This window comes from Candidatus Uabimicrobium amorphum, from assembly GCF_009002475.1.
Taxonomy (GTDB): Bacteria; Planctomycetota; Uabimicrobiia; order Uabimicrobiales; family Uabimicrobiaceae; genus Uabimicrobium; species Uabimicrobium amorphum.
The window spans coordinates 6,873,994-6,895,560 of the sequence record NZ_AP019860.1 but is presented as its reverse complement, the minus strand read 5'-3'; the positions used below and the strand labels follow the sequence as shown (position 1 = coordinate 6,895,560).

Here is a 21,567-nt window from a genome sequence, read left to right as displayed (position 1 = left end):
GTGGCCTCTAATTTTTGTATATACATCGCCCTTGTGGTTGAATGGTTTGCGAAAAGCGCATGTTAGAAGAAATACAGGCGCTATTTTTGAGCTGATAAGAATATTTAAAAGCACCGCCAAGCCATCCAATCCCATGGATATTTTTTCCTGTTTCGGCAATTTCTACGCGTTGTATTTTTTGTTTGTGAAAAACCACCGCAACATAGTTATCCTTCTTCAGCCAGTAGAGAATCGCTGCGTCCACCTCGCGCTTTCCGCTTTTGTCGCTCATCCACCACGTGTTATCGTGTTTGAAAACATTCCATGCGTGGCCGTCGATGAAAACTTTCAGACGATGACAACCAAGACGACGATGATGGTAAACCACCACTTTGTGTTCGTCACAAAAAGACTGTACGATTTGTTCGCCAATGACTTTTTGCTCTTTCATCAAAGAAAATGTGGGTAGAATCTCCTGGGATATTTTCAAATTTGCCAGTTGTTTGCCTTCCTCCATCATTTCCCATGCATCGGAAACGGTACGCGAGTCTTTGCTGTAGAGATTTTCCAGAATGGACTTGTGATAATATTTTCGTGCTTTCATGGCCATGTATAGCCATAACAATCCACTGCTTAGCGCTAGAGCGGTGATGATATGGTGTGAGAATGGTGATGATGTCGCAAAAAATTCGTTGGTGGCGATGATGGTCAAACCACCCACGACTCCGCCTAAAGGGTTGATGATACCCTCCATGATTCCGCGAATGCGGCCGCGGTCTGGTGCTGGTATACCGTTAAACACCAATTGGTAACTTGTGCCTTGCACTGTCATGGCAATAATGTCCCACGAGAAGCGCATAAAAAACACCGCAATGAATACCGGGAACAACCACGTAATGGAAACACCGAGTATAATGGTGGCGGGAAGAAGGCTTAGTCCCAGTCCGACACCTAAGAAGCGCACCACTTTTCCGGTAAGTAAGAATTGCGTGAGTAAAACAACGCTGTTGAGGATAATCGTGTAGTAACCGTAGTAGGTACTCAGTTGTTCTTCGTTGGCAAATGTTGCGTTGAGAATTTTGCCGTATTGGAACTCTTTTAGCGAAGCGACGGTCCAAAACAGAATGCAAATACCTGCAATGGAAAACACCAATAGAGAATGGAGTTTTGAGGAAGCTACACGTCTTTTTTTGGCAAACGGAAACGTAAATTTTTTATCATTGCTACTTGGTAAAACGTCACCGTAAAGACGACCAAAAAGCAAAACCAGGGGTAAAAGAAGTAATAGGGAAAATCCCCAAAAAAACAAGAGCATTTCCGTATCAAATTGTGATAGCAAAACAGGTATGGTCAATCCACCGCATATGCCACCAATCAGTGGCGCTGTGGAAATGATTGGATATAGACGTACACCTTCTTTGGGGCTAAAGGTGTCATTTATAATGGTCCATATTTGTGTACCTGTTGTCGAATAGCCAAGTCCATATCCGCCCATGATAAGGATCACCGGCAACACAAAGCCACCTTTTGTCGAAAACAAAAGCGCACCAACGGTAAGCGCGATTCCGGAAAAAAGGCAATAACAATACAGTAAACGGTCACGGTCCACAACATCGACAAAGTACAAGTAAAAAAACGAACCAACGATTCCAATAATGGCAAAAATAACAAAAGAGTACGGCAGAGTTTCCAGTCCCAATCGCTTCAAAAGAATGGTTTGTACCGCTGCCCAACCAATGACTTTTCCGAAAGACCTGATCAACAACATGGCGGAGAGTATCGCAACTTTGCCGCGCTCGCTTTTCTTAATGGCTAGCATGAGTCGAATGGTAAAATGATCGCATAACTTTAGTTTCCCTGCCGAAAATAAAGTTCCGGCGACTATTTGTGAAAGAGTTTATTCGTTTTCAACCATTATACCAAATGAGCATGCGTTTTATAAATTTATATTTTTTAAGCTTTAGTAGTGATTGGCATCTTTTGCATCGTTATTCTTTGATAAATTTTACCAGCAAACCAATAAGATCTTCGCGATGTTTGGTTTTGAAGCAATATCCAACTTGAAATATTAATAAACCTCAAAGTATACTTAGTTAGCAACACTTTTACTTTAAATTTTTAAGGAGGTCTTATGAAAACACGTATGATATTATCTTTTATGGCATGTTTTTTACTGAACTTAGGGGCCACAACTTGGCGTCCTATTGAAGCTCAGTGTCCTGTTTGCGAAGAAAAAAATGAATTCGCTAGCATTGGTAGTTATGGCAACTACATTTATCAGTGGCCATCAAAATTTCAATACATCTATTGGCCACTCACAGACGCCCATGTTCTTTATAGTTGTCAAAAATGCTACCTGACTTGCTACATGTGGGACTTCCGCAGAATCCCTAAGGAGAAAATTGCAAAACTTAAAGAAGTTTTATCTTCGGAAAAAATCAATCGTGAAGACACTTCTTTCTATCGCGATATTCCGATGACAACACGTTTGGATGTTGCCGAAAAAGTATATAAGGCCTTGGAGAAAACACCGGATTTTTGGTGTACTTTTTATAGAACATATGCGTATCACCATGATAGTGCTGGAGAATATGAAAAGGCAAAACAAGCGAGAAAAAAAGCACTGGAACTTGCGCAAAAATTGATAGCGGAAAATAAAAATCCTGGTACAGACAAAGAGTTGCTTCTGATTAGTGGAGCGATGCACTACTTTTTAGAAAATGAAGATTTGGCGAAAAAGGAATTTGAAAAAGCATTGCGACTAACTTACAGCGAGCCTCAGAGAGAAGAGAGCTACAACAAAGGCTTTGATGCATATCTAACAGAACTCCTCACCGAATACATCAACAATGATGAAAAAGCCAGTCCTTTACGCGAAAAAGGAAAAAGGCTAGTTCGCGAACAATTAAAAAAATTAGAGTCGCAAACTGTGGAAGAACGCATTGCTACTTTGCAAAAAGAAACGACTTTTTTAACGGTAAAAATATATATACTGCGCGAATTGTCTTTTTTTGAAGCGCAAGACGAAAAATTACTTCCCGCATTTGTTTATGCACTCAAACATAAAAATGAAGAGATACAAATAGAGGGGCTCAAGGGGTTGGAAAAATTAGGAGAAAAATCTGCACCTGCGATTTCTTCGTTGATAGAAAGTTTCGCGGAAGCCTCTCCTGAGGTAAGTAAATATGTACAAGAAGCGTTGCTAAAAATTGGAAGCAAGGCAATTCCGCTATTGGAAGAAGCCCTAAAAAATGACAACGACAATATCAAAAAGAACGCTGCGCAAATTTTACAAAAGCTACAAAAATAGACATCCGTTTTTCATTTTACATTGACCGCTAGGAGTAACAACTGTGACGATCCAACTTGTGTGGTTGAAAAAAGATTTGCGTATTTTCGATCATGAACCATTATACGCAGCCCAAAAACACGGCAAGTGTTTATTACTTTATGTCTACGAACCTTCTATTATGAATGCGCGAGATTTTAGTGATTTTCATTTGCAATTTATCAATGACAGTCTGCGCGCGTTGCGCAAAAATTTGAAAGACCGAGGGGCGAACGTCTTCATTGCACACGGTGAAGTGGTGGACGTTCTCGGACAACTTCTCAAGGAATACGATATTTCCCATATTTGGTGCCACCAGGAGACGGGAAACGCGCTCACTTTTGAACGTGATAAACGCGTTCGTAAATGGGCAAAAAAACACAAAATCCCCGTGCATGAATTTCGCCAATTTGGGGTTTTTCGCGGTTTACAAAATCGCGATGGCTGGGCGGCCTTGTGGCATAGGGAAATGTCGCGACCTGTTTTTCCTGCTCCGACAAAAGTTGCCAGTGTTACGCGTCGGCAGTGGGGAAGAATTTGCAGTGCAAAAACACTCGGAATTATACCGAGCAATCACAAGATAGAGCAGCAAGGCGGCGAAAATGTTGCGCATCAAATATTGCGTAGTTTTTTAACACAACGCGGGGAGAACTATCAAAAAGCCATGTCTAGCCCGGTAACGGCGTGGGAAGAATGCAGTCGTTTGAGTCCGTATTTTACCTACGGGAATATTTCCATGCGTTATGTGTTCCGCAAATGTGAAGAAAAACGACAGGAATTGCGCTATGTTCGCGAAGCGAAAAAGTGGCGTATCTCTTTGTCGTCTTTTGCGAAAAGACTGCGCTGGCACTGTCATTTCATCCAAAAATTAGAGAGTGAACCGCGTATTGAGTTCCAAGCGATGAACACTTGTTTTGACAACTTGCGTCCGCGTGAAGTGAACGAGGATTTTTTTACGGCTTGGTGCTGTGGAAAAACCGGATACCCGATGATCGATGCGTGTATGCGTGCTCTCAATCAAACCGGTTGGCTGAATTTTCGCATGCGTGCTATGATCGTTTGTTTTGCTACGTATCATTTGTGGTTGGATTGGCGTCCCGTGGCGCATTATCTCGCCGGAAAATTTGTCGACTACGAACCAGGTATTCACTACAGCCAAATTCAGATGCAATCGGGGGTTACTGGAATCAATGCGATGCGTGTTTACAATCCGACAAAACAAGCGCAAGACCACGACCCACGTGGCACATTTATTCGCCAATGGGTTCCCGAGTTACGTCAGGTACCCGACGAATATATTTTCGAACCACACAACAGCCCTGCGGAGGCAATATTTAACATTGGTGACTACCCTTTGCCGATTGTGGAGCAAAAACTAGCCGCGAAAAAAGCAAAAGACCTCATTTGGGCGGTACGCAAGACCGAAGACGCACGAATACAATCGAGAATTGTCTATCAAAAACATGGGAGCCGCAAACGTAGAAAGCCGAAGAAGCTCGCTTCAAAGTAGTTTCATAGAAAAGTATCTAAATATTTTGCGACAGTTAGGGCCGTTATGAAAATAGACAATTGCCATGCACTATAAACAATTATGTTCAAGTCGTTTGTTACTGCGTAAATTTCGAGCAAACGATCTCGACTTTCTCTTTAAACATTTTTCCGATGCCAATGTCACAAAATTTCTTTATGACCAAGAACCACTAAGTAGTAAAAAAGAAGCGCAGGAACTCCTTTCGTGGGTCATGGACATAGACTCGGGCGATCACATAAGGTGGTGCATCACCCTGAAGGATCAACCTATCGGTACGTGTGGTTTTCATTTGTATGATGCCACGGCCCAAAGTGCGGAAATCGGTTACGATTTGGCTTATGAGCATTGGAACAAGGGATATATGAGCGAAGTTTTAGATGTGGTTCTTAACTATGCCAAACGTGACTTACATCTGCGAACGATCAAAGCTTGTGTGGCAATAGACAACATACCTTCGCAGAAACTTCTGCTCAAACAAGGTTTTGTTTTGGTAGAAACCGATCCTAAAAAACATCTTTTTCGTGGTAAATACTACGCGCACCATATATACTCATTGGCGCTATCAGGTAATTGTAAATTTGAATAGGTAACTCCCTAGAAAGAGCATATTATGTTTACAAGTATTGTTATCGTTGTCAGTAGTGTAGTTTTTTTGATCAGCACTCTCTTTACAGTTGTTGGTGTGTCAAATATACTCAGAAATGAAAATTCTCCCGAAGGGCATATCATGATAACGGTGTACGCAGGCATCGTTAGTTTGGTGTCTCTTCTTTTGATCATAGTTGCCGCCAGAAAACGTTCGCAACAACAGGAAGCCAACGCAACATTGTACGGTCATACAAATGCACAAACCGATCAAGACCAAGCACCTATTGACTTCAAAAAACTAAGTGATGTATTTACCATGAGTATACGCAAGACGTCTATAAAAGGCTTTGTCATTATCAACGTTATTTTTATTGCAATTCTCGTGTTTACATTTTCGGAGTGGAGTAAAGATACTGTCACAACTGTGATTATGGTAATTGGTTATCCGGTCTTTATGTATATGCTATTAAGAGAAAATAGATTTGTGGGCTCTTTTGAAGGGCAAGTGATCAACGTGAACTCTGCGGGAATTTGCGACACAAAAAAAGATATTCATATTGATTGGGATGATCTACAAGTTCAAAATCACGATGCGTTAAAATGCGTACGTCTATCCTCAAAAAGTAATCCTCACTCACGTTTTTCTATTTCGCAGTACATTGATAATTTTGAAAAATTAGAGAACATCATTCTGCAAAAAGCCACGGTTCTTACCGAAAATGATTCGTCCTCTTTGGATTACCAAACCTTTGAAGCAAAAAACAGTATGATGTATGGTGCTATGATCGTAGTCCTTGGAGCTATTTTTATGCTCTTTGTTTTTTACTCATCGTTTCCCTACGCGTTTTTAGTTACTTCCATTGTGTGGTTGCCAGTACTTTATAAAATAGTACAATGGGCGATCAGTGTTCCCATACGTTGTACGATGATGGACGATTACATTGTCTTGCATCATTTTCTAAAACCAAGAACAATAATCGACAAAGACAACATCGAAAAAGTAGAAATTTCTAGAGAAAACAACGAGGGCGAAATTTCACAGCATGTCATGATCAACCTCAAGGATAACAAAAATACGATGTTGTTTACTGATTTCAAAGACCCTTTAGGGCTATATGGCCAGATTGCACAAATGATAAAGCAACACGATTCGCAAGCATCACAACAGGAATGATCTTGACAATTAGCGCTGTTTTGCTTTAAATAAAATAGAGTTCTCTAGTATGGTCTAGAGTTTATTTTATGCTTTAGGAGAAATACATTGAAATATTTCATTATTTTGCTAGGACTGATTGTTGTAAATCTTTCCTTTGCAGCTGAATATGACTACGATTTCAAAGATTCAACCAATGCCGAAGGAATTTACGATTCCGAAGGTGATTTTGACGGATACAATGTAAAGATTCGCAAAATTACAGTTGATAAAGATGTAAAGCATCTTCTCATCACCAACGGTAAAGGTGTTAAGTTTTTTGATAGTGAAGTAAAAGCGGGCGTTACCAAAACCACAATCAACACCAACACCAAGACAAAATACATGACCTTTCGTCTTCAAGGCGAAAATAACATGGCATTTAATTGCAAAATCGTTGTGGAATGGAAGTGGGGCTGGATACAAAAGCCAATTACCATGAGCCTGAAAGTAAACACTTCTGGTTCTAAAAACAAAAAAACTGCCAAAACACTTCGCCCTGTTGCGAAAAGTTTGAATCCTTTGGCTGAAGCATTCGTTGGCAATGATGGCAACACTCACATTGTAAACTTTGAATGCGATACAGACAAAGATGGTTGTGTGAGTGCAAAAGCGCAAAACATTAGCCTGAAAGGTACACATTCGCAAATCGCTCTTCTACTAGCAGATCGCGAATTCAGAAATGTTACTTTATCGATAAACAACCAGGTATTTCGCCCTGAGTTGTCCGTTGCGTTCAATGGATACTACGTCTACAAAATTAACTTACCTGTACGCAACAAAGATGTAAAACTAAGTATCACAGCTATAGGCGGCAAATCAAATTGCGACGCTAGTTTTGTTCTACTTTACAAAGATGTCAACTAAATTTACATCTGTACAAGAGCCGGACAATATGTCCGGTTTTTTTTTGGCCACTTGCAAATACATTGTTAAGGAATGTCAGATATGAAAGAATTTGCGAACTATGATGCGCTTGGACTTGCGGATTTAGTAAAACGCAAAGAGGTAACGCCTTTAGAACTCGTCGAAGAATCTATTCGCCGTATTGAAGAGACGAATCCCAAATTAAATGCGGTGATCATTCGCATGTTCGACCATGCAAGAGAAATGGCGCAAAAACCTGTGTCTGATGGCGTATTTGCCGGTGTACCTTTTCTAATAAAAGACTTGGTATCGACATACAAAGGATTTCCTTTTACCCGAGGGTGCAAGGGCCTAAAGAATTATATCGCCCCCGAAGATAGTGAGTTGATGAAACGCTACAAAGCAACAGGAGTTATTGTTGTCGGAAAAACAAATACTCCGGAGTTTGGACTCATGGGAGTTACGGAGCCAGAGGCTTATGGGCCAACGGTGACTCCGTGGAATGTACAACATACATCCGGAGGATCGAGTGGTGGTTCGGCATCTTCAATTGCCGCGGGCTTCGTGCCTATGGCATCCGGAGGAGATGGGGGAGGTTCACTGCGCATTCCTGCGTCTTGTTGTGGCCTTTTTGGTTTAAAACCCTCACGAGGAAGAACGCCAACAGGCCCCAAGGGTGAACATTGGCAAGGCGCGGCCGTAGAGCATATAATTACGCGAAGTGTCCGCGACAGTGCCGCAATGTTGGATGCGACAAATGGAGGAGACATCGGTTCTCCCTATATCATACAACCGCCCACGCGCAAGTATATGGAGGAAATCACCACAGATCCCGGTAAATTGCGCATCGCTTTTTCGACACAGTCACCGGTAGGAGGTGATGTTCATCCAGAGTGCATACAAGCCGTAAACAATGCGGCAAAACTTTTGTCGGAACTCGGCCATGATGTTGAAGAGAAAACCCCGGATTATGATGGATTGGAATTGGCCACTTCTTATTTGACAATGGTATTTGGCGAGACCGCCGTAGAGATCGATCATCTAAAATCCATGTTGGGAAGAAAAGCCACGCGTAAAGATGTCGAAGCGGTGACATGGACACTTGCCTTGCTAGGGCGTTCTTTTAGTGCGTATGAGTTTGCCAAGGCCAAAAGAAACTGGAACACATTTTCGCGCGCTATGCAGTGTTTTCATCAAACATACGATGTATACCTAACTCCTACGATTGCCACACCACCGCCCAAAGTGGGAGAAACGGCTCCGCGTTTGTTGGAAATCCTTGGCATAAAAGTAGTCAACTTACTCGGATTGGGAAAAACACTCAAGGCATCGGGCATTGTCGACAAGATGGCCAAGCAAATGCTGGAGAAGTTTCCCTTTACACAGTTGGCGAATCTCACCGGTCAACCAGCAATGTCTGTTCCTCTACACTGGACAGCGGAAGGTTTGCCTTGCGGAGTGCAATTTGTCGCTCCTCTTGGTGATGAGGCAACTCTGTTTCGCCTCGCCGCGCAGTTAGAGAAAGCACAACCGTGGTTTGAGAAAACTCCGGTAATCTAAGAATTGTCCTCAATTCTCTTTTTTGCCCATTGTGCCATTCTTTTGACCGCAGTATTATTGTGTTCTAATAATCTATCGATTTCGCCAAGGGCCTTCGTTGCTTTACTTCCCATTTTACCGAGTACTTTTAAAAGAGACACTTTAAGGGGATCATCTACGCGACGAAGGTTTTGTGCTAAAGAACTTGTTGCGGCGTGACCAAAGCCCACGAGAAGTCGTTCGGCAACTTTGCTAACATGTTCATTTTTATGTGTTAGTAGCGAAACGAGTTCGCGTATCGGTGCCATTTTAAAAACAAGCCGTTTTAATTTCTTGCGCGTCGCTGCGGGAATATTTTTGTTGAGAATGGCGCGTATCAATTCCAATAAAATGTCGCGTCCCATTTTCAAAAGAATTTTTTCGGCGTGTGTTTCGGTGGCTTCATCTTGCAATTCCGCTATGAGATAAGGAACAGCTCTTTTTTCCCACTGCATAATGGTGTTGGTCCATTGTTTTGTTCCGGCGATATGCTTCATCTGAGGAATCACCGTGGGACCCATTTGTAAAATGGCTGCCGCAGCCGCTTTTCGCAAGTTAGTGTCTTGGCTATCGAGTAGATCCGCAAGTGGTTTGACTCCTTCGGTTCCCAAACGACTGAGAATATTTAGTACTAGCGCACAAATCATTGGATTACTGTTGGTCAACTGTTCCGAAAGCGCGGGAATCACATCGGGAAGCATCTCTTTGCAAACCGCAACCATACTGGGAATTGCCACATCAAAACGCACCGCAGTATCCAACATAACCGGCAAGGCATCTGGACCTATCTTCAGCAGCATATTTACCGCAACTTCTTTGTTTATGCTATCGTTTCCCGCCAATGTTTTGGTTAAATCAGCGACCCATGCGCTGTTGTCCTCGGCAGATTTGAAGTTTGCGAAATTTTTCTGAAGTGTCTTTTTGTCTGTGGGAGATGTCACCGGAGTGGTTTCGCCAGTGACTTCGTCATCTTCATCGCTATCGGGATAGTATATTTCGTTGTCATCGGTGTACGTTACGGTCATTTCACCTATTTTGTTTTTATAAATGTCATTGATATCGCTTTTGAGTACATACCTCTCACCGTTTATGCCCGAAATAGGCGTTAAATTATACTTTCCAAAGATATCTTCCTCTTTGAGAAAAATCATCGCATCTTTTTCCAGCATCAATTCCCCCTGTGAATCGTGATGGTCGTCATCGTGGTGTCGATGACCGGCAATATAGTAAAACGTATAGCTGGCGATTTGGATACGGTCGTTTTCTCCGAGAAAAGCACTTTCGTTGTACAATAAATCTTTTTTGCCAATTTTTACGGGTGTCATTTTGCTGAGATTGGTGATATGCACTTTGGGAACACCGTCGTCATTTTCCAAGGTGATCACCGCTTGTTTTCGCGAGATCGTGGGATCTTGGACGACAATCTCATTGCCATAAGCACGACCTATGTAATTGACGCGCTTTACCAAGGGAAACAAAATCTTGCCGCGATTTTGGATTAGACATAGGATAGGAGATTCACTGACGTCATCGCTATTTTCGCTATTGCTGTAGTCGAGTAAATCCATCAATAACTCGGAAGCGTTTTGGTAGCGATTCTTCGGATCAATGGCCACGCATTTTAGACAAATTTCCCGTAAACGCGCATCAATAGAGTTGTGCTTTTCATCAAAAGAGATTCCGCGCATAATTGCCTCGTAAATCAACTCCATATTGTCTTCGGAAATAGCGATTTCTCCGGTTAAAATTTCGTAAAACATCGCGCCAAAAGAATAGATGTCGCTCGTAGGTTGCGGGGTAAATCCATCACCGAACTTTTCCGGTGGTGAATAACGAATCGTTCCCGCAAAACGCTCTTGAATCTTGTTGCCCTTTTCGGCGATACCAAAATCCACAAGTTTAATACGCGGACTTTCCGTTTCGGTGGTCACCAAAACGTTTGCTGGCTTGATGTCCTGGTGAAAGATATCTCTTTTGTGAATATATGCCAAAGCTTCGACAAGCTGACACATATAATTCACAACCGCCACCGTTCCAGGCTTATGATCTTTCACGTAAAGACCAATATCTTCTCCTTGCACAAATTCCATGACGATAAAAGGTAAATTTTTGCTGTTTACTCCACAGTCATAAACTTGCACAATACTCGGGTGATTCAAACTCGCCAACGTTTGTGCCTCTTTTTCAAAGCTATGCAAATCATGACTATCCATTTGCCGATAAATGTGTTTGATGGCGACGTTTCGTTGTAGAAGAGTGTCAAAACCCTGGAAAACGATACCAAAAGCCCCACGATTGATGTCACGAAGAATGTTGTAGCGTTGCATGCGTAGAGTATGCAACTCTTTCGCGGGCCGGTCTTCTACGTAAGTCTCCGCAGGAGAATTATTGCCCAATACTTGGGTGACGTCTGCTTTTTCAAAAAACGTGTTGTTGGAAGACACTTGTGTCGACGGAGGAGAGTTTTTGTAAGTAGAATCTTCGACGACGAAAGGTTCTTTTGGTAGCGGATGGTTTTTCAAAGTAGACTCTTCGACAAAAGGCTCCTTTGCTTGCGGACTGCCTTTCAAGGTAGAATCTTCGACAACAAAAGGCTCCTTTGGTAGCGGACTGTCTGTCTCAATGAACTTCGCCACAGGCTCTTTTTTGTTTACTAAGGATTTAATTTCATCAGAAGAGACCGAGTCTTCCAGACTAAATGGTTGTTTTTGTTTTGCCGAAGGGTCGTCTATTAGATTGAATACTGGCTCGTGGGTGTGGAAAACTTTGTTCCAATCGGTTTTTTTATCGAAGTTGCGCATCACCGCAACCGTTTCTTGGCGAACAAGACTTAATAAATCATTTTTATCGAAAGTTGGAGTGGTATTGCGATGAGAACATTTTTGCAAAATATGCAGATAAATTTTCTCAATTTGCTGATTGGCAATACGACCTTCCAGTTTTTTCTTTAACCAGGACGCGATAGGACAATCATCAAATTTTCCGGTAATCCAACCTCTCACCATCGAAATTGTATAGACATCATGCATTTCTTTTCCTGACCACTTTTTAAAGCACCAGTTTATGTTACACAAGTAAAGCGTTATGCCGCGACGATAATTTATCATAGCATATTTTAAATAAAAAATGAACTTTAACGCGAAACTTTCGTCTACTTGAATAATCGCGAATATCTAGTAGATGGGCCCACTACTCCTAAAAATAAACTCGGACGAAAATTGAACTAGGAGTACCTCATGAAGAAAATAATTATATTTTTTGTGGTATATGGTTGTTTATACGCAGGGATCGTAAGACCGGAGCGCTATATTACGCAACAAAAACACGATGTTCATGTCGCAATACGCAACCAACTTGCCATCACAACCATCAGTCAAGTATTTCAAAATAGTAACAACAATAGTGTCGAAGTTATTTATCAATTTTCGATTCCCGCCACCGCGAAAATACATCACCTTGCGATGTGGATCAATGACCGAGAAATGTCAGGAGCCGTTGTCGAAAAAAATAAAGCGCGTCGTATTTACACAAAAATCATGCAAAAATCGGTAGATCCGGCTCTTTTAGAAGATCAGGGAAATGGAAAGTACCAGATTCGCATTTTTCCGGTGCTACCAAATACACCGCAAAAAATTAAAATAATCTATTGGGAAATGCTGCCCTATGAGGCAGGAAACGTGAGCTACAGATATCTTTCGCCCTCACAAAAGAATTTCAACTTAACGGCGAATATCTTTTCCGATATGCCCATCGTTGACTTTTCTTGTTCCCAATCTACATGTAAGATGAAGCAAACCCCTTCGCAAATACGCTTTAATATACAAGACAATGACAAAAGCGAAATTGAATTTTCTTATAAAACCAAATGTGATCAGTGGCGCATGGATTTTGCTTTTTTTCGTCCGCACGCCAAAGAAAGCGGCTACTTCACAGCAATGATCACTCCTCCGCAAAAAAAACAACAACCCATTGCTAAAGCAATTACTTTTGTCGTCGACATCTCTGGTAGTATGCAAGGGGAAAAAATAAAAAAAGCGCGTCGTGCTCTGTTGTACGCCATTGAAAATTTGCGTGAAAATGACGCGTTTAACGTCATTGCTTTTAGCTACCATACAAAATCTCTTGCAACAAAATTGCTCGCTGCCACTCAAAAAAACAAAGAACGCGGCTATGACTTCATTCACAAACTAAAAGTTTATGGTGGAACAAACATACATGGAGCCGTTAGCGAAGCCCTAAAAATGGAGTCATCACTACCACACACGGTGGTTTTGATCACCGATGGTAAGGACGGTAATATCTATACTCCAAGAGATACACTTCCGAAGAATACGCGTTTGTTTACCTTTGGCATCGGAGGCGATACCGACGTGCGATTTTTGCAGAATTTAGCGCGTGACAATGGTGGTACACATACTTCGATTGCACAGCGTGATATTCATGCACATCTTTCACATTTTTTCGACAAAATCTCACGCCCCATTTTAAGTAGCGTGAAGGTATATTTTTCCGGAGCACAAACTCATGATATTTTTCCAAAAATAGCCCGCGAATTATTCGAAGGTTCACAAATAGTATTTAGTGGTAGATATCGACAACACGGCAAAATACCCGTTACCGTTGTGGGAAAAACCGCAAATCAAAAAATCAAAATACGCAAACACGTAATTTTTCCAAAACAAACGCTGGAAAATTTAGCGGTAAAAGGTATGTGGATGAACCAACAAATCGAATTTCTACTTGGCGAAGAGTACAAAAAAAAGATACAACCGAAGTTTTCTTTTGGCACAGAAATGAAAGACAAAATTATCGCGTTGTCAAAACAAGCGGGTATTGTAACATCGTACACCTCCTATTTGGTTCTGGAAAAAGACGCCGACTACAAAGAATGGCGTATTGCGAAACACCGCTACCAAGACCCTACGTCGGGAAATGTTCAATTCTCAGGAAGATTTGGTGGCAAAAATATAGTGCAAGGCGGTGGCGCTCCGGTATGGTTAAAAACAGAAAGTCTGTTACGCAATTTACAATGGCTAGCGCGACAGCAAAAAGCAGATGGGAGTTGGGGAAATTTGCAAGTAACCATATTATCGTTGTTGTGTTTTTTGAAAGTAAAAGGCGAAGATTTTGCTCCGTCGTACCATCACATTATCAGAAAAGCGCAGCGTTTTATCGGAAAATCTCGCCAAAAGAACGGTTTGATTTCTCGTCGGGAAAATATATGTGATCACGCGATGGCAACTTTTGCTCTGGCAAAACTGTATTCCACGGGAACCTACTCGCCGCTTATTCGCCAGGCGTTACTCAAAAGCTTTGCTCTTTGCGCACAACGAATGCAAAACAATACTTTTCGCGATATAGAAGCCAATGTGTGGCTGTTGATGGCGATCAGAGAAGCGCAACGTCATCATGTCAAAATCGATGATGTTGGTTTGTTGGAAACATATATTCTCGAAAAGGTAGCGTTGTCGTACCACCTCGCAGATAGAAAAAATATTTTGAAAACGGCAATGGTAGGGGTTGCGTTGCAACAACTCGACTATGAACAAAACCATCCCAGCCTTGTGGAGAAAATCACGACTGTGTCAAACGCCACACCACGAAAAAATATAAGTAAAGCTTGGTATTTTGCGATACTTATGTTACGTAAATCTCCCCAAGGAAATTGGCAACGCGCTATGGAAAAAATCTTTGCACAAAACGGTAAAGACAAGACGATTCTGAGTAGAAAAAAAGGTGAAAAGGCTGTTTTTGAGATGGCAATCGCGACCCTAACTTTGGGGGAGATTCGCAGTGTGGAATGAGAACGCAGTAGTGTCTGTCACATGACAGACACTACTGTTGTTTTATAGAGGAGTTTCATTCAACGCGCGAAGTGCTTGTTGCAATTCCGCTGTTGTGGTATTTTTTTCGGTAACGGTAACCTGATCAAAGACATGCTCTACTACCTTGTCTTCGAATACAGTTGCGCGCAGTTGCTGTTGCATTTGTGGATTTTTTTGCACGTACTCCAAGAACTCTTGTTGCTTTCCCGGATACTGACGCGCTTGCTGCATGATCACTTGCTGCAATTCGGCGTCACTCACTTTTACCTTAATCTTGTCGCCAATATCGGCCAGAAACAAGCCTAGGCACACGCGGCGCTCTGCCAACAGTTTGTGTGCGTCCGTGGTGTCAATCTCTCCGTGATTGTGATCGGTAACCTCTGGATTTTCGGCGTGCCACAATTGATGCGCAATTTGCTGCGCTTCACTCTCAACGAGAGTTGGCGGCAATTCGAAAGAAACTAATTTTTCCAATTCGCTAAATAAGTCGCGCTTCATCACCGCACGCGCAACATCGGCATATTCCAACTCTAAACTTTTGCTAACTTGTGTACGCAAATCGTTCAAGTCCTTCGCCCCAAACTTTTTTGCCAACGCATCGTTGATTTCCAAAGGAATTGGTTGGCGGATCGTTTTGATGGTACACTCAAATATCGCCGGTTTACCTGCTAAATGGCTGGCATCGTAATTTTCAGGAAACGTCACTTTGACATTGCGAACTTCTTGGGCTTTTATACCCAAAAGTTGATCTTCAAAACCCGGAATAAAACTTCCCGATCCCAAAACAAGTGGGTAATCTTGCGCTGTTCCACCTTCAAATGCTTTCCCGTCAACTTTACCGACAAAATCCATCACCACTTGGTCACCATTTTGCGCCGCGGTGTCCTCTTCGTAGTCTTTGAAATCCGGTTGAGCTTTCGATAAATTTCCCAGAGCTTCATCGATAGAAGCTTCGTCAATGGTCGCGACCATTTTTTCCAAACGAATATGACTCAGGTCCACTTCGGGAATCGCCGGTAGCACTTCATACGACATTTCAATATGAATATCATCGGCCTTTTGCCAATTCTCATCCTTTATCACAACTTGTGGCTGCGTAGCCGCAGAATGATCAATTTCGTCGAAATGTTTTTTGATGGATTCATCGACAATTTCCTGCATCACTTTGCCAAGAACCTTACCACCAAATTTTTCCTTGAGTACTTGCTCAGGAACCTGTCCTTTTTCATAGCCTTCGACAACGGCATCGGGCTGTATTTTTGCAAAATCTTCATCTAATTTCTTGTTCAAATAATCAGCGCTCACCACAATAGAGTATTGGCGCTTCAGGCCAGAGTTAAGTGTCTCGGTGATCTTTATATTTGCCACGTTTTTGCCTTTCGCTGTAGAATAAAAGATGTGTTTGATAGCTTTTTGCGTCTATTGTAAAGAGTCGCCACTCATAATCAATAACAAAGTTATGATAAATGTAATTTGCTATCAATTAGAATTATCGTGACCTTCACCTTCAATGCCATTGACTTAAGAATAAGTGTTATTCAATAAAAAAATTACAAATCCATGTCATTCCCGCGTAAGCGGGAAACCAGCAACATAAAATTGACTTGTAAACGCTGGATCCTCATTTTCATGGGGATGACATGTACTTGTAAGCTTTACATTATAAGGTATTGCATTTGGCTAAACCTTCTAAACCCTTTTAATTCGCGGATTAAAACCTTAACTTAATGGCATTGATTCCTGCGTTCGCAGGAATGACAAGGGAGCAGTCTTTTTTGATATATTATTTACGCTTAAGTCAATGGGCTTGACAACCACGGTAACGACCACGATTACGATACAAAATTTTTTAGCTGCTGTATTTCTTGCATCCTGAGTTATTTTATCTCATTGACTTAATTGATGATACGCCCTAATATAAAAACGCGATTATTTTACATTACATTGTGTTTTAAAACTCACAATTCATCGCAGCAGGAACAATGCACAACGGTATTTTTCCGCAATAAAATTTGTCAAAGGAAAAAAATGAGAGTTGTTTGTAAATGTGGAGAAAAACTATCGGTTTCCAGTAGTAAAATCCAAAAAATTCAATGTCCCAATTGCCACAGGTCGATGACAATTGACCCACAAAAAATTAAAGAGAAAACCCGTCATTCGCGTAAAACCAAAGACGGGAAAATAACCCCGCGAAAAATAAAAAACTACAAGGTGGTGCGCCAAATAGGGCATGGGGGAATGGGAACTGTCTATGAAGTGATTGACATTTATTCACAAAAACACTATGCCTTAAAATTATTGCCACAGAGCAGTCCTACAAAAAATTTTGAGCGATTTCGTCGCGAAGCTCAGGCTCTTTCGTCCTTACACCACCCAGGTATTGTTCATTTTATTGATGATGACATTGAAGGACAACACCCGTTTATCGTGACAGCACTCGTCGACGGCCAGTCTCTCAAAGAAATCACAAAACCGATGCCTAGCGCACAGGCGCTGGAAATTGTGTATAAAATAGCCGATGCACTTCGCCATGCACATGAAAGCAATATTATTCACCGTGACATCAAACCTTCCAATATTATGCTGACAAAAAGCAATGAGCCTTGTGTTCTCGATTTCGGTATTGCGAAACTGATGGACAGTGAAACATCTTTGACAAAGAGCAACGCCAGACTGGGAACGCCGCGATATATGTCTCCGGAGCAAATTCGTGCACAAAAACGCGAAATTGACCATCGTACCGACATTTACTCTCTAGGATGCGTCCTTTACGAATTGCTAACGGGGAAACCTGTGGTTGCCCACAGAAACATGCAGACAATCATGCGCGCTATTGTGGAAGAAACGCCGATTTTACCCAGTAATATAATGCTAGATCTCCCAACGCATATGGATAAAATCTGTATGAAAGCACTCGAAAAAAATAGCGACAAACGCTACCAAACAATGACCGCATTTCAAGAGGCCCTGCGAATGGCGATGGAAACAAAGCAGCCACGATCGATAACACAACACGACACTGCCGCGACCGAAAATATAGCGCTGAAACAAAACACCAATGTCGATACGGAAACACGACAACCTGAAAACGCGATGCCGCATGAATTTGGTCCCTACCGACTCATAAAGGAACTCGGACGCGGAGGTATGGGAGTGGTTTATGAAGCCGTGGATATGCGTACGAACAAAAAGGTTGCTCTCAAACGACTACTGTTTGCGACAGAGCGAGATAGTAACTCCTTTGTGCGTTTCCGTCGCGAAGCGCAGAGCATTTCGCAGCTACAACACAAGCACATCGTCGCGTTCCACGAAGTGGGAAACGAACCACAACCGTATATTGCCATGGAGTTTATCCATGGCAAAACGCTCGCACAAGTTATTCGCGAACAGCAAATGAGTACCTCGCAGATGATGGACATTTTAATTCGCGTTGGTGAAGCCTTACATGATGTTCACAGCAATGGAATGATTCATCGCGATATCAAGCCAGAAAATATTATGATAGACAAAGATGGCCATCCAAAGTTAATGGATTTTGGGCTGGCCAGAGTAAATGACGAAACGCAAGGTGTCACCCGTACCGGAGACATTATTGGAACACCTGCTTATATGTCACCTCAGCAAATTAACGGCGAAAAAATAGACCATCGCGCGGATATCTATTCCCTAGGAGCCACTCTATACGAAGTGCTAACAAAGCGCCGGCCTTTTGCCGGAAATGAGTGGCAAATCATGAGTACTATTTTCACCGAAGACCCCATAGCGCCGTGCAAATTGAACAAAAATATTTCGGAACGTTTGAGCAGTATTTGTATGAGATGTCTACACAAGGAACCCGCAAAGCGTTACCAAAGTGTAAAAATGTTCGTCTACGATCTCCATGGTTTAAAAAATCTATTCCGCGAAGAACAACATTATCAAAAAAAATACTTTTTGCCCTTAAAGGCGGTGCTATATGTGTCCTTAATTGCATTTATCTCCGCCATCGCTTGTCACTTGGGTTTGCTTTCGCAACATAAAATGACCGCTTTTTTGTGGACAAATAGATTGTCTTATCTCAGCTTGTTGTGTTTTGTGATGGCCACCATGCTCTACCTACAACCACGTTTTGTACGCGACAAAATTATTGAAGAATGGAGTAGTGATCGATTACTGTGGTACTTTTCCCTATCATTATTTTTGTCTATCGTTGCCGCAACGCCTTTCGTTGTATCGAAAACACCTCCTGTAACCGTGAAAGTCTTTTTTTACGCCAGTGGTGTGACGACGATTATTCTTGCAATGTTTGCCGCCCATCGCTGTCAAAAACATCAAATAGACGCATACACTTTTTTGCGCGTACATAGCTTGAAGTTGTCCGCGGCATTACTGGCCATCATTTTTGTATACATTGGTCAATATACCTACTACAAGATATTTTATCCCCACACTCCGACGCCCTTCGCAAATTTAATCAAAATTTTCGGACTTATGACACTGTTTTCGCTGGTGTTGGCGACGCATAAACGTGCACAACTACTTCAGCTACGCAGTAGTTACAACGAACACGCCGCAAAGTTATTCTCTTCTGCAAAAAAGATCTTCGTCATTTTTGTCTGTTGTCTATCACTAATCGTTTACGTTTTACTGCTTTTTTCAAAGCAATATGATGCAACGATCGCATTGTTTTTGCTGTCTTCTTGGCTACCATGTTGGGCGCTATTCCAGGTACCGTATATGAAAGAAATGGTAAAGAGATGTAATAAGATGATCTTTTGGGGGCTTTGCGGCACGTTTTTCGTTCTTTGTTTTTTGGCGTTTCCGACAATTCTCTCGTTGCCCAAATTTGGAGAAGCAAGCAGAGTGGTTATTCTTTCCGATATTACTTTACTCTGTGTATCGGTGTTTCCCTTTGCTGTTCTGTGCATCATTGAGCGTAGATCAACACTACACCAGTTATTGATCAAAAGTCTATCAAGTTTATGGTGGATGACCACGGTGGTAATGGCGGTTGTGATGATCTACTATGTGCAAAGTTTCGCAAGTTTTTTGATTTGTCTCATGTGGATGAGCATTGCCGTTATTGTTCTCTTAGAACAAAGCTTTTTCAACAATGGTTTTTCGACAAAAACAAAGATGAACTATGCCTTTACGGTAGCGTTTATTATCTTTGTGATACTGTTCTCCCAATTGCAAAAAAGTGTTGATCAACAAATAGACAAAGCATTTGTGGAATTACAATCAACAAACGAAGTACCAAAAATTACACAGTTATACAATACCATCCCCACAGCGCAAAACGCGGCCTATGTTTTCGAAAACGCGTTCGAGAAAATCGACAAAAACGCTCTCGAAAATGTAGACTGGGATGCCATCTTCAGCGACAAACAACTAAACTCTGAAAACACCCAAGACATCCGCGCAGCGTTGTTGGCGAATAAAGAAGCGCTAACGATTTTACAAAAAGCCGTGGCAATTCCTAGGTGTTGTTATGCAAAAGAACTGGACTTCGCTAGTTGCCATTGGCATGAGATTTACTATTCTCTGAAAGAAGAGATCGGTCAAGCCAGTCGTTTATTTGTTCTCCGGGCAATCGTTGAAGCAAAAGACAACAAAAAGGCACTGCGAAGTTTGCAACAAGCAATGCAATGTGCCAACTCCGTAGAAAATGACCCGACGCTTTTAAGTGTATTGAGTCAAGTTCTCCAACAAAAAGTCGTATTGCAAAGCTGTGCGTGGTTACTGAACAATCGAAAATTTGACGATTACGACTTACAACAGTTGTTGTCACTATCATCTTACGACATCCAACAGCGACTAGAAAAAGCGATGGCAATGGAGTTTCACTTTGCGGTAAAGGCAGCGATAGCTCTGCGAAATAATTTAGAGGAAAGGGAAATGCTCGGGGAAGAAAAACCGAGTCCTGTGGTGAAGGTGTACATGCACTTTTATTTTAACTTTTACCTGATGCAAGGTTTTGATGACTACGTTGTATACCAAAAAGCGATATTGCAGCAAATGCAAAAACCGCTACAGCAACGCATGCTAACCATAAATGACAATTACATAAAAGAACAACAAATTTTTCCGTTTTCCATCATCGCCGTTAGATATGATGACTTAGAAAAGTTTGTGATACGTCATCGACTATACCGCGAAGTGCTGCAAACTGTTCTTTTGATAGAACGCTATCGTTTGAAATACAACAGACTTCCACGAACATTACAAGAGGTAGCAGAGGAATATTCCTATAGTGTATTCCGCGATATCGATGGTAAACCGTTGCGCTACAAGATTAGTACCACCAACTATAGAGTATTCAGTACAGCGAAAGATGAACTAGATACGAATTTCCGTAAACAACAACGAATCGCCATTGCCATTTCGCTGAGGGATTAAAGGAGAGATAGAAAGCTAACGAAAATCGTAATCGTGAGCGCAGTCGTGCGTAGTCGTAATCGTCGCCGTGACCGAAAAAATCGTTTACGACTACGGTCACGGTCCAATGCCATTGACTTAATAAGTAAGTGTTACTCAATAAAAGACTTACAAATCCATGTCATTCCCGCGAAAGCGGGAAACCAGCAATGCAAATTTGACTTAAAAGCGTCTGGTTCCCTGATCAAGTCAGGGATGACCGTTCCCTGAAGTAAACTTCAGTTTTATTGAGAAGGAACTACCACAAGGTGTCATCCCTGAC

The 21,567-nt window shown here is 41.8% G+C and carries 12 protein-coding genes; 9 read left to right on the top strand and 3 right to left on the bottom strand.

The window, feature by feature from the left end; translation table 11 throughout:
• Positions 1-7 precede the first annotated feature (7 nt).
• A complete protein-coding gene (locus UABAM_RS24310) occupies positions 8-1,798 on the bottom strand; it encodes an MFS transporter (protein WP_151970592.1) in 1,791 nt (596 codons plus the stop codon).
• A gap of 312 nt (positions 1,799-2,110) precedes the next feature.
• Between UABAM_RS24310 and UABAM_RS24305 the strand changes: the two genes are divergently transcribed.
• The 6 genes from UABAM_RS24305 to UABAM_RS24280 all read left to right on the top strand — a co-directional run bounded on the left by UABAM_RS24305 (position 2,111) and on the right by UABAM_RS24280 (position 9,045).
• Positions 2,111-3,289: a HEAT repeat domain-containing protein gene (locus tag UABAM_RS24305; protein WP_151970591.1), complete on the top strand. Its 1,179-nt coding sequence runs from the start codon at positions 2,111-2,113 to the stop codon at positions 3,287-3,289.
• A 43-nt stretch (positions 3,290-3,332) separates the two neighbouring features.
• Positions 3,333-4,817 carry an FAD-binding domain-containing protein gene (locus UABAM_RS24300; RefSeq protein WP_151970590.1) on the top strand — a complete coding sequence of 495 codons (1,485 nt, stop codon included), beginning with the start codon at positions 3,333-3,335 and terminating at the stop codon, positions 4,815-4,817.
• A 64-nt stretch (positions 4,818-4,881) separates the two neighbouring features.
• Positions 4,882-5,424 carry a GNAT family N-acetyltransferase gene (locus tag UABAM_RS24295; protein ID WP_151970589.1) on the top strand — a complete coding sequence of 181 codons (543 nt, stop codon included), beginning with the start codon at positions 4,882-4,884 and terminating at the stop codon, positions 5,422-5,424.
• A 24-nt stretch (positions 5,425-5,448) separates the two neighbouring features.
• Positions 5,449-6,600, top strand: a complete 1,152-nt coding sequence (locus UABAM_RS24290) for a hypothetical protein (protein WP_151970588.1) — start codon at positions 5,449-5,451, stop codon at positions 6,598-6,600.
• A gap of 87 nt (positions 6,601-6,687) precedes the next feature.
• Complete coding sequence (locus UABAM_RS24285; RefSeq protein WP_151970587.1) at positions 6,688-7,485, top strand: hypothetical protein; 798 nt, start codon at positions 6,688-6,690, stop codon at positions 7,483-7,485.
• Between the two features lie 72 nt (positions 7,486-7,557).
• Entirely contained in the window at positions 7,558-9,045 is a 1,488-nt protein-coding gene (locus UABAM_RS24280; protein ID WP_151970586.1) for an amidase, read from the top strand.
• Here the strand turns inward: UABAM_RS24280 and UABAM_RS24275 are convergent.
• Complete coding sequence (locus UABAM_RS24275) at positions 9,042-12,092, bottom strand: FHA domain-containing serine/threonine-protein kinase (protein ID WP_173013548.1); 3,051 nt, start codon at positions 12,090-12,092, stop codon at positions 9,042-9,044. The genes UABAM_RS24280 and UABAM_RS24275 overlap by 4 nt on opposite strands.
• A 207-nt stretch (positions 12,093-12,299) precedes the next feature.
• Between UABAM_RS24275 and UABAM_RS24270 the strand changes: the two genes are divergently transcribed.
• Positions 12,300-14,867, top strand: coding sequence for a VIT and vWA domain-containing protein (locus UABAM_RS24270; protein WP_151970584.1), 2,568 nt, complete (start codon positions 12,300-12,302; stop codon positions 14,865-14,867).
• Between the two features lie 42 nt (positions 14,868-14,909).
• Here UABAM_RS24270 and tig read toward each other — a convergent pair whose 3' ends face one another.
• Entirely contained in the window at positions 14,910-16,247 is a 1,338-nt protein-coding gene (gene tig, locus UABAM_RS24265) for a trigger factor (RefSeq protein WP_152022054.1), read from the bottom strand.
• Positions 16,248-16,916: 669 nt separating this feature from the next.
• Here tig and UABAM_RS24260 point away from each other — a divergent pair.
• Both UABAM_RS24260 and UABAM_RS24255 read left to right on the top strand, forming a co-directional pair.
• Complete coding sequence (locus UABAM_RS24260; RefSeq protein ID WP_173013547.1) at positions 16,917-21,266, top strand: serine/threonine protein kinase; 4,350 nt, start codon at positions 16,917-16,919, stop codon at positions 21,264-21,266.
• A gap of 33 nt (positions 21,267-21,299) precedes the next feature.
• Positions 21,300-21,515 carry a hypothetical protein gene (locus UABAM_RS24255; RefSeq protein WP_151970582.1) on the top strand — a complete coding sequence of 72 codons (216 nt, stop codon included), beginning with the start codon at positions 21,300-21,302 and terminating at the stop codon, positions 21,513-21,515.
• The last annotated feature ends 52 nt before the right edge of the window (positions 21,516-21,567 follow it).

Coding starts and splice junctions, on each gene's coding strand:
- UABAM_RS24260 (WP_173013547.1), top strand. CDS start 16,917: ATGAGAGTTGTTTGTAAATGTGGAGAAAAACTATCGGTTTCCAGTAGT.
- UABAM_RS24310 (WP_151970592.1), bottom strand. CDS start 1,798: ATGCTAGCCATTAAGAAAAGCGAGCGCGGCAAAGTTGCGATACTCTCC.
- UABAM_RS24270 (WP_151970584.1), top strand. CDS start 12,300: ATGAAGAAAATAATTATATTTTTTGTGGTATATGGTTGTTTATACGCA.
- UABAM_RS24305 (WP_151970591.1), top strand. CDS start 2,111: ATGAAAACACGTATGATATTATCTTTTATGGCATGTTTTTTACTGAAC.
- UABAM_RS24275 (WP_173013548.1), bottom strand. CDS start 12,092: ATGCATGATGTCTATACAATTTCGATGGTGAGAGGTTGGATTACCGGA.
- UABAM_RS24280 (WP_151970586.1), top strand. CDS start 7,558: ATGTCAGATATGAAAGAATTTGCGAACTATGATGCGCTTGGACTTGCG.
- UABAM_RS24295 (WP_151970589.1), top strand. CDS start 4,882: ATGCACTATAAACAATTATGTTCAAGTCGTTTGTTACTGCGTAAATTT.
- UABAM_RS24290 (WP_151970588.1), top strand. CDS start 5,449: ATGTTTACAAGTATTGTTATCGTTGTCAGTAGTGTAGTTTTTTTGATC.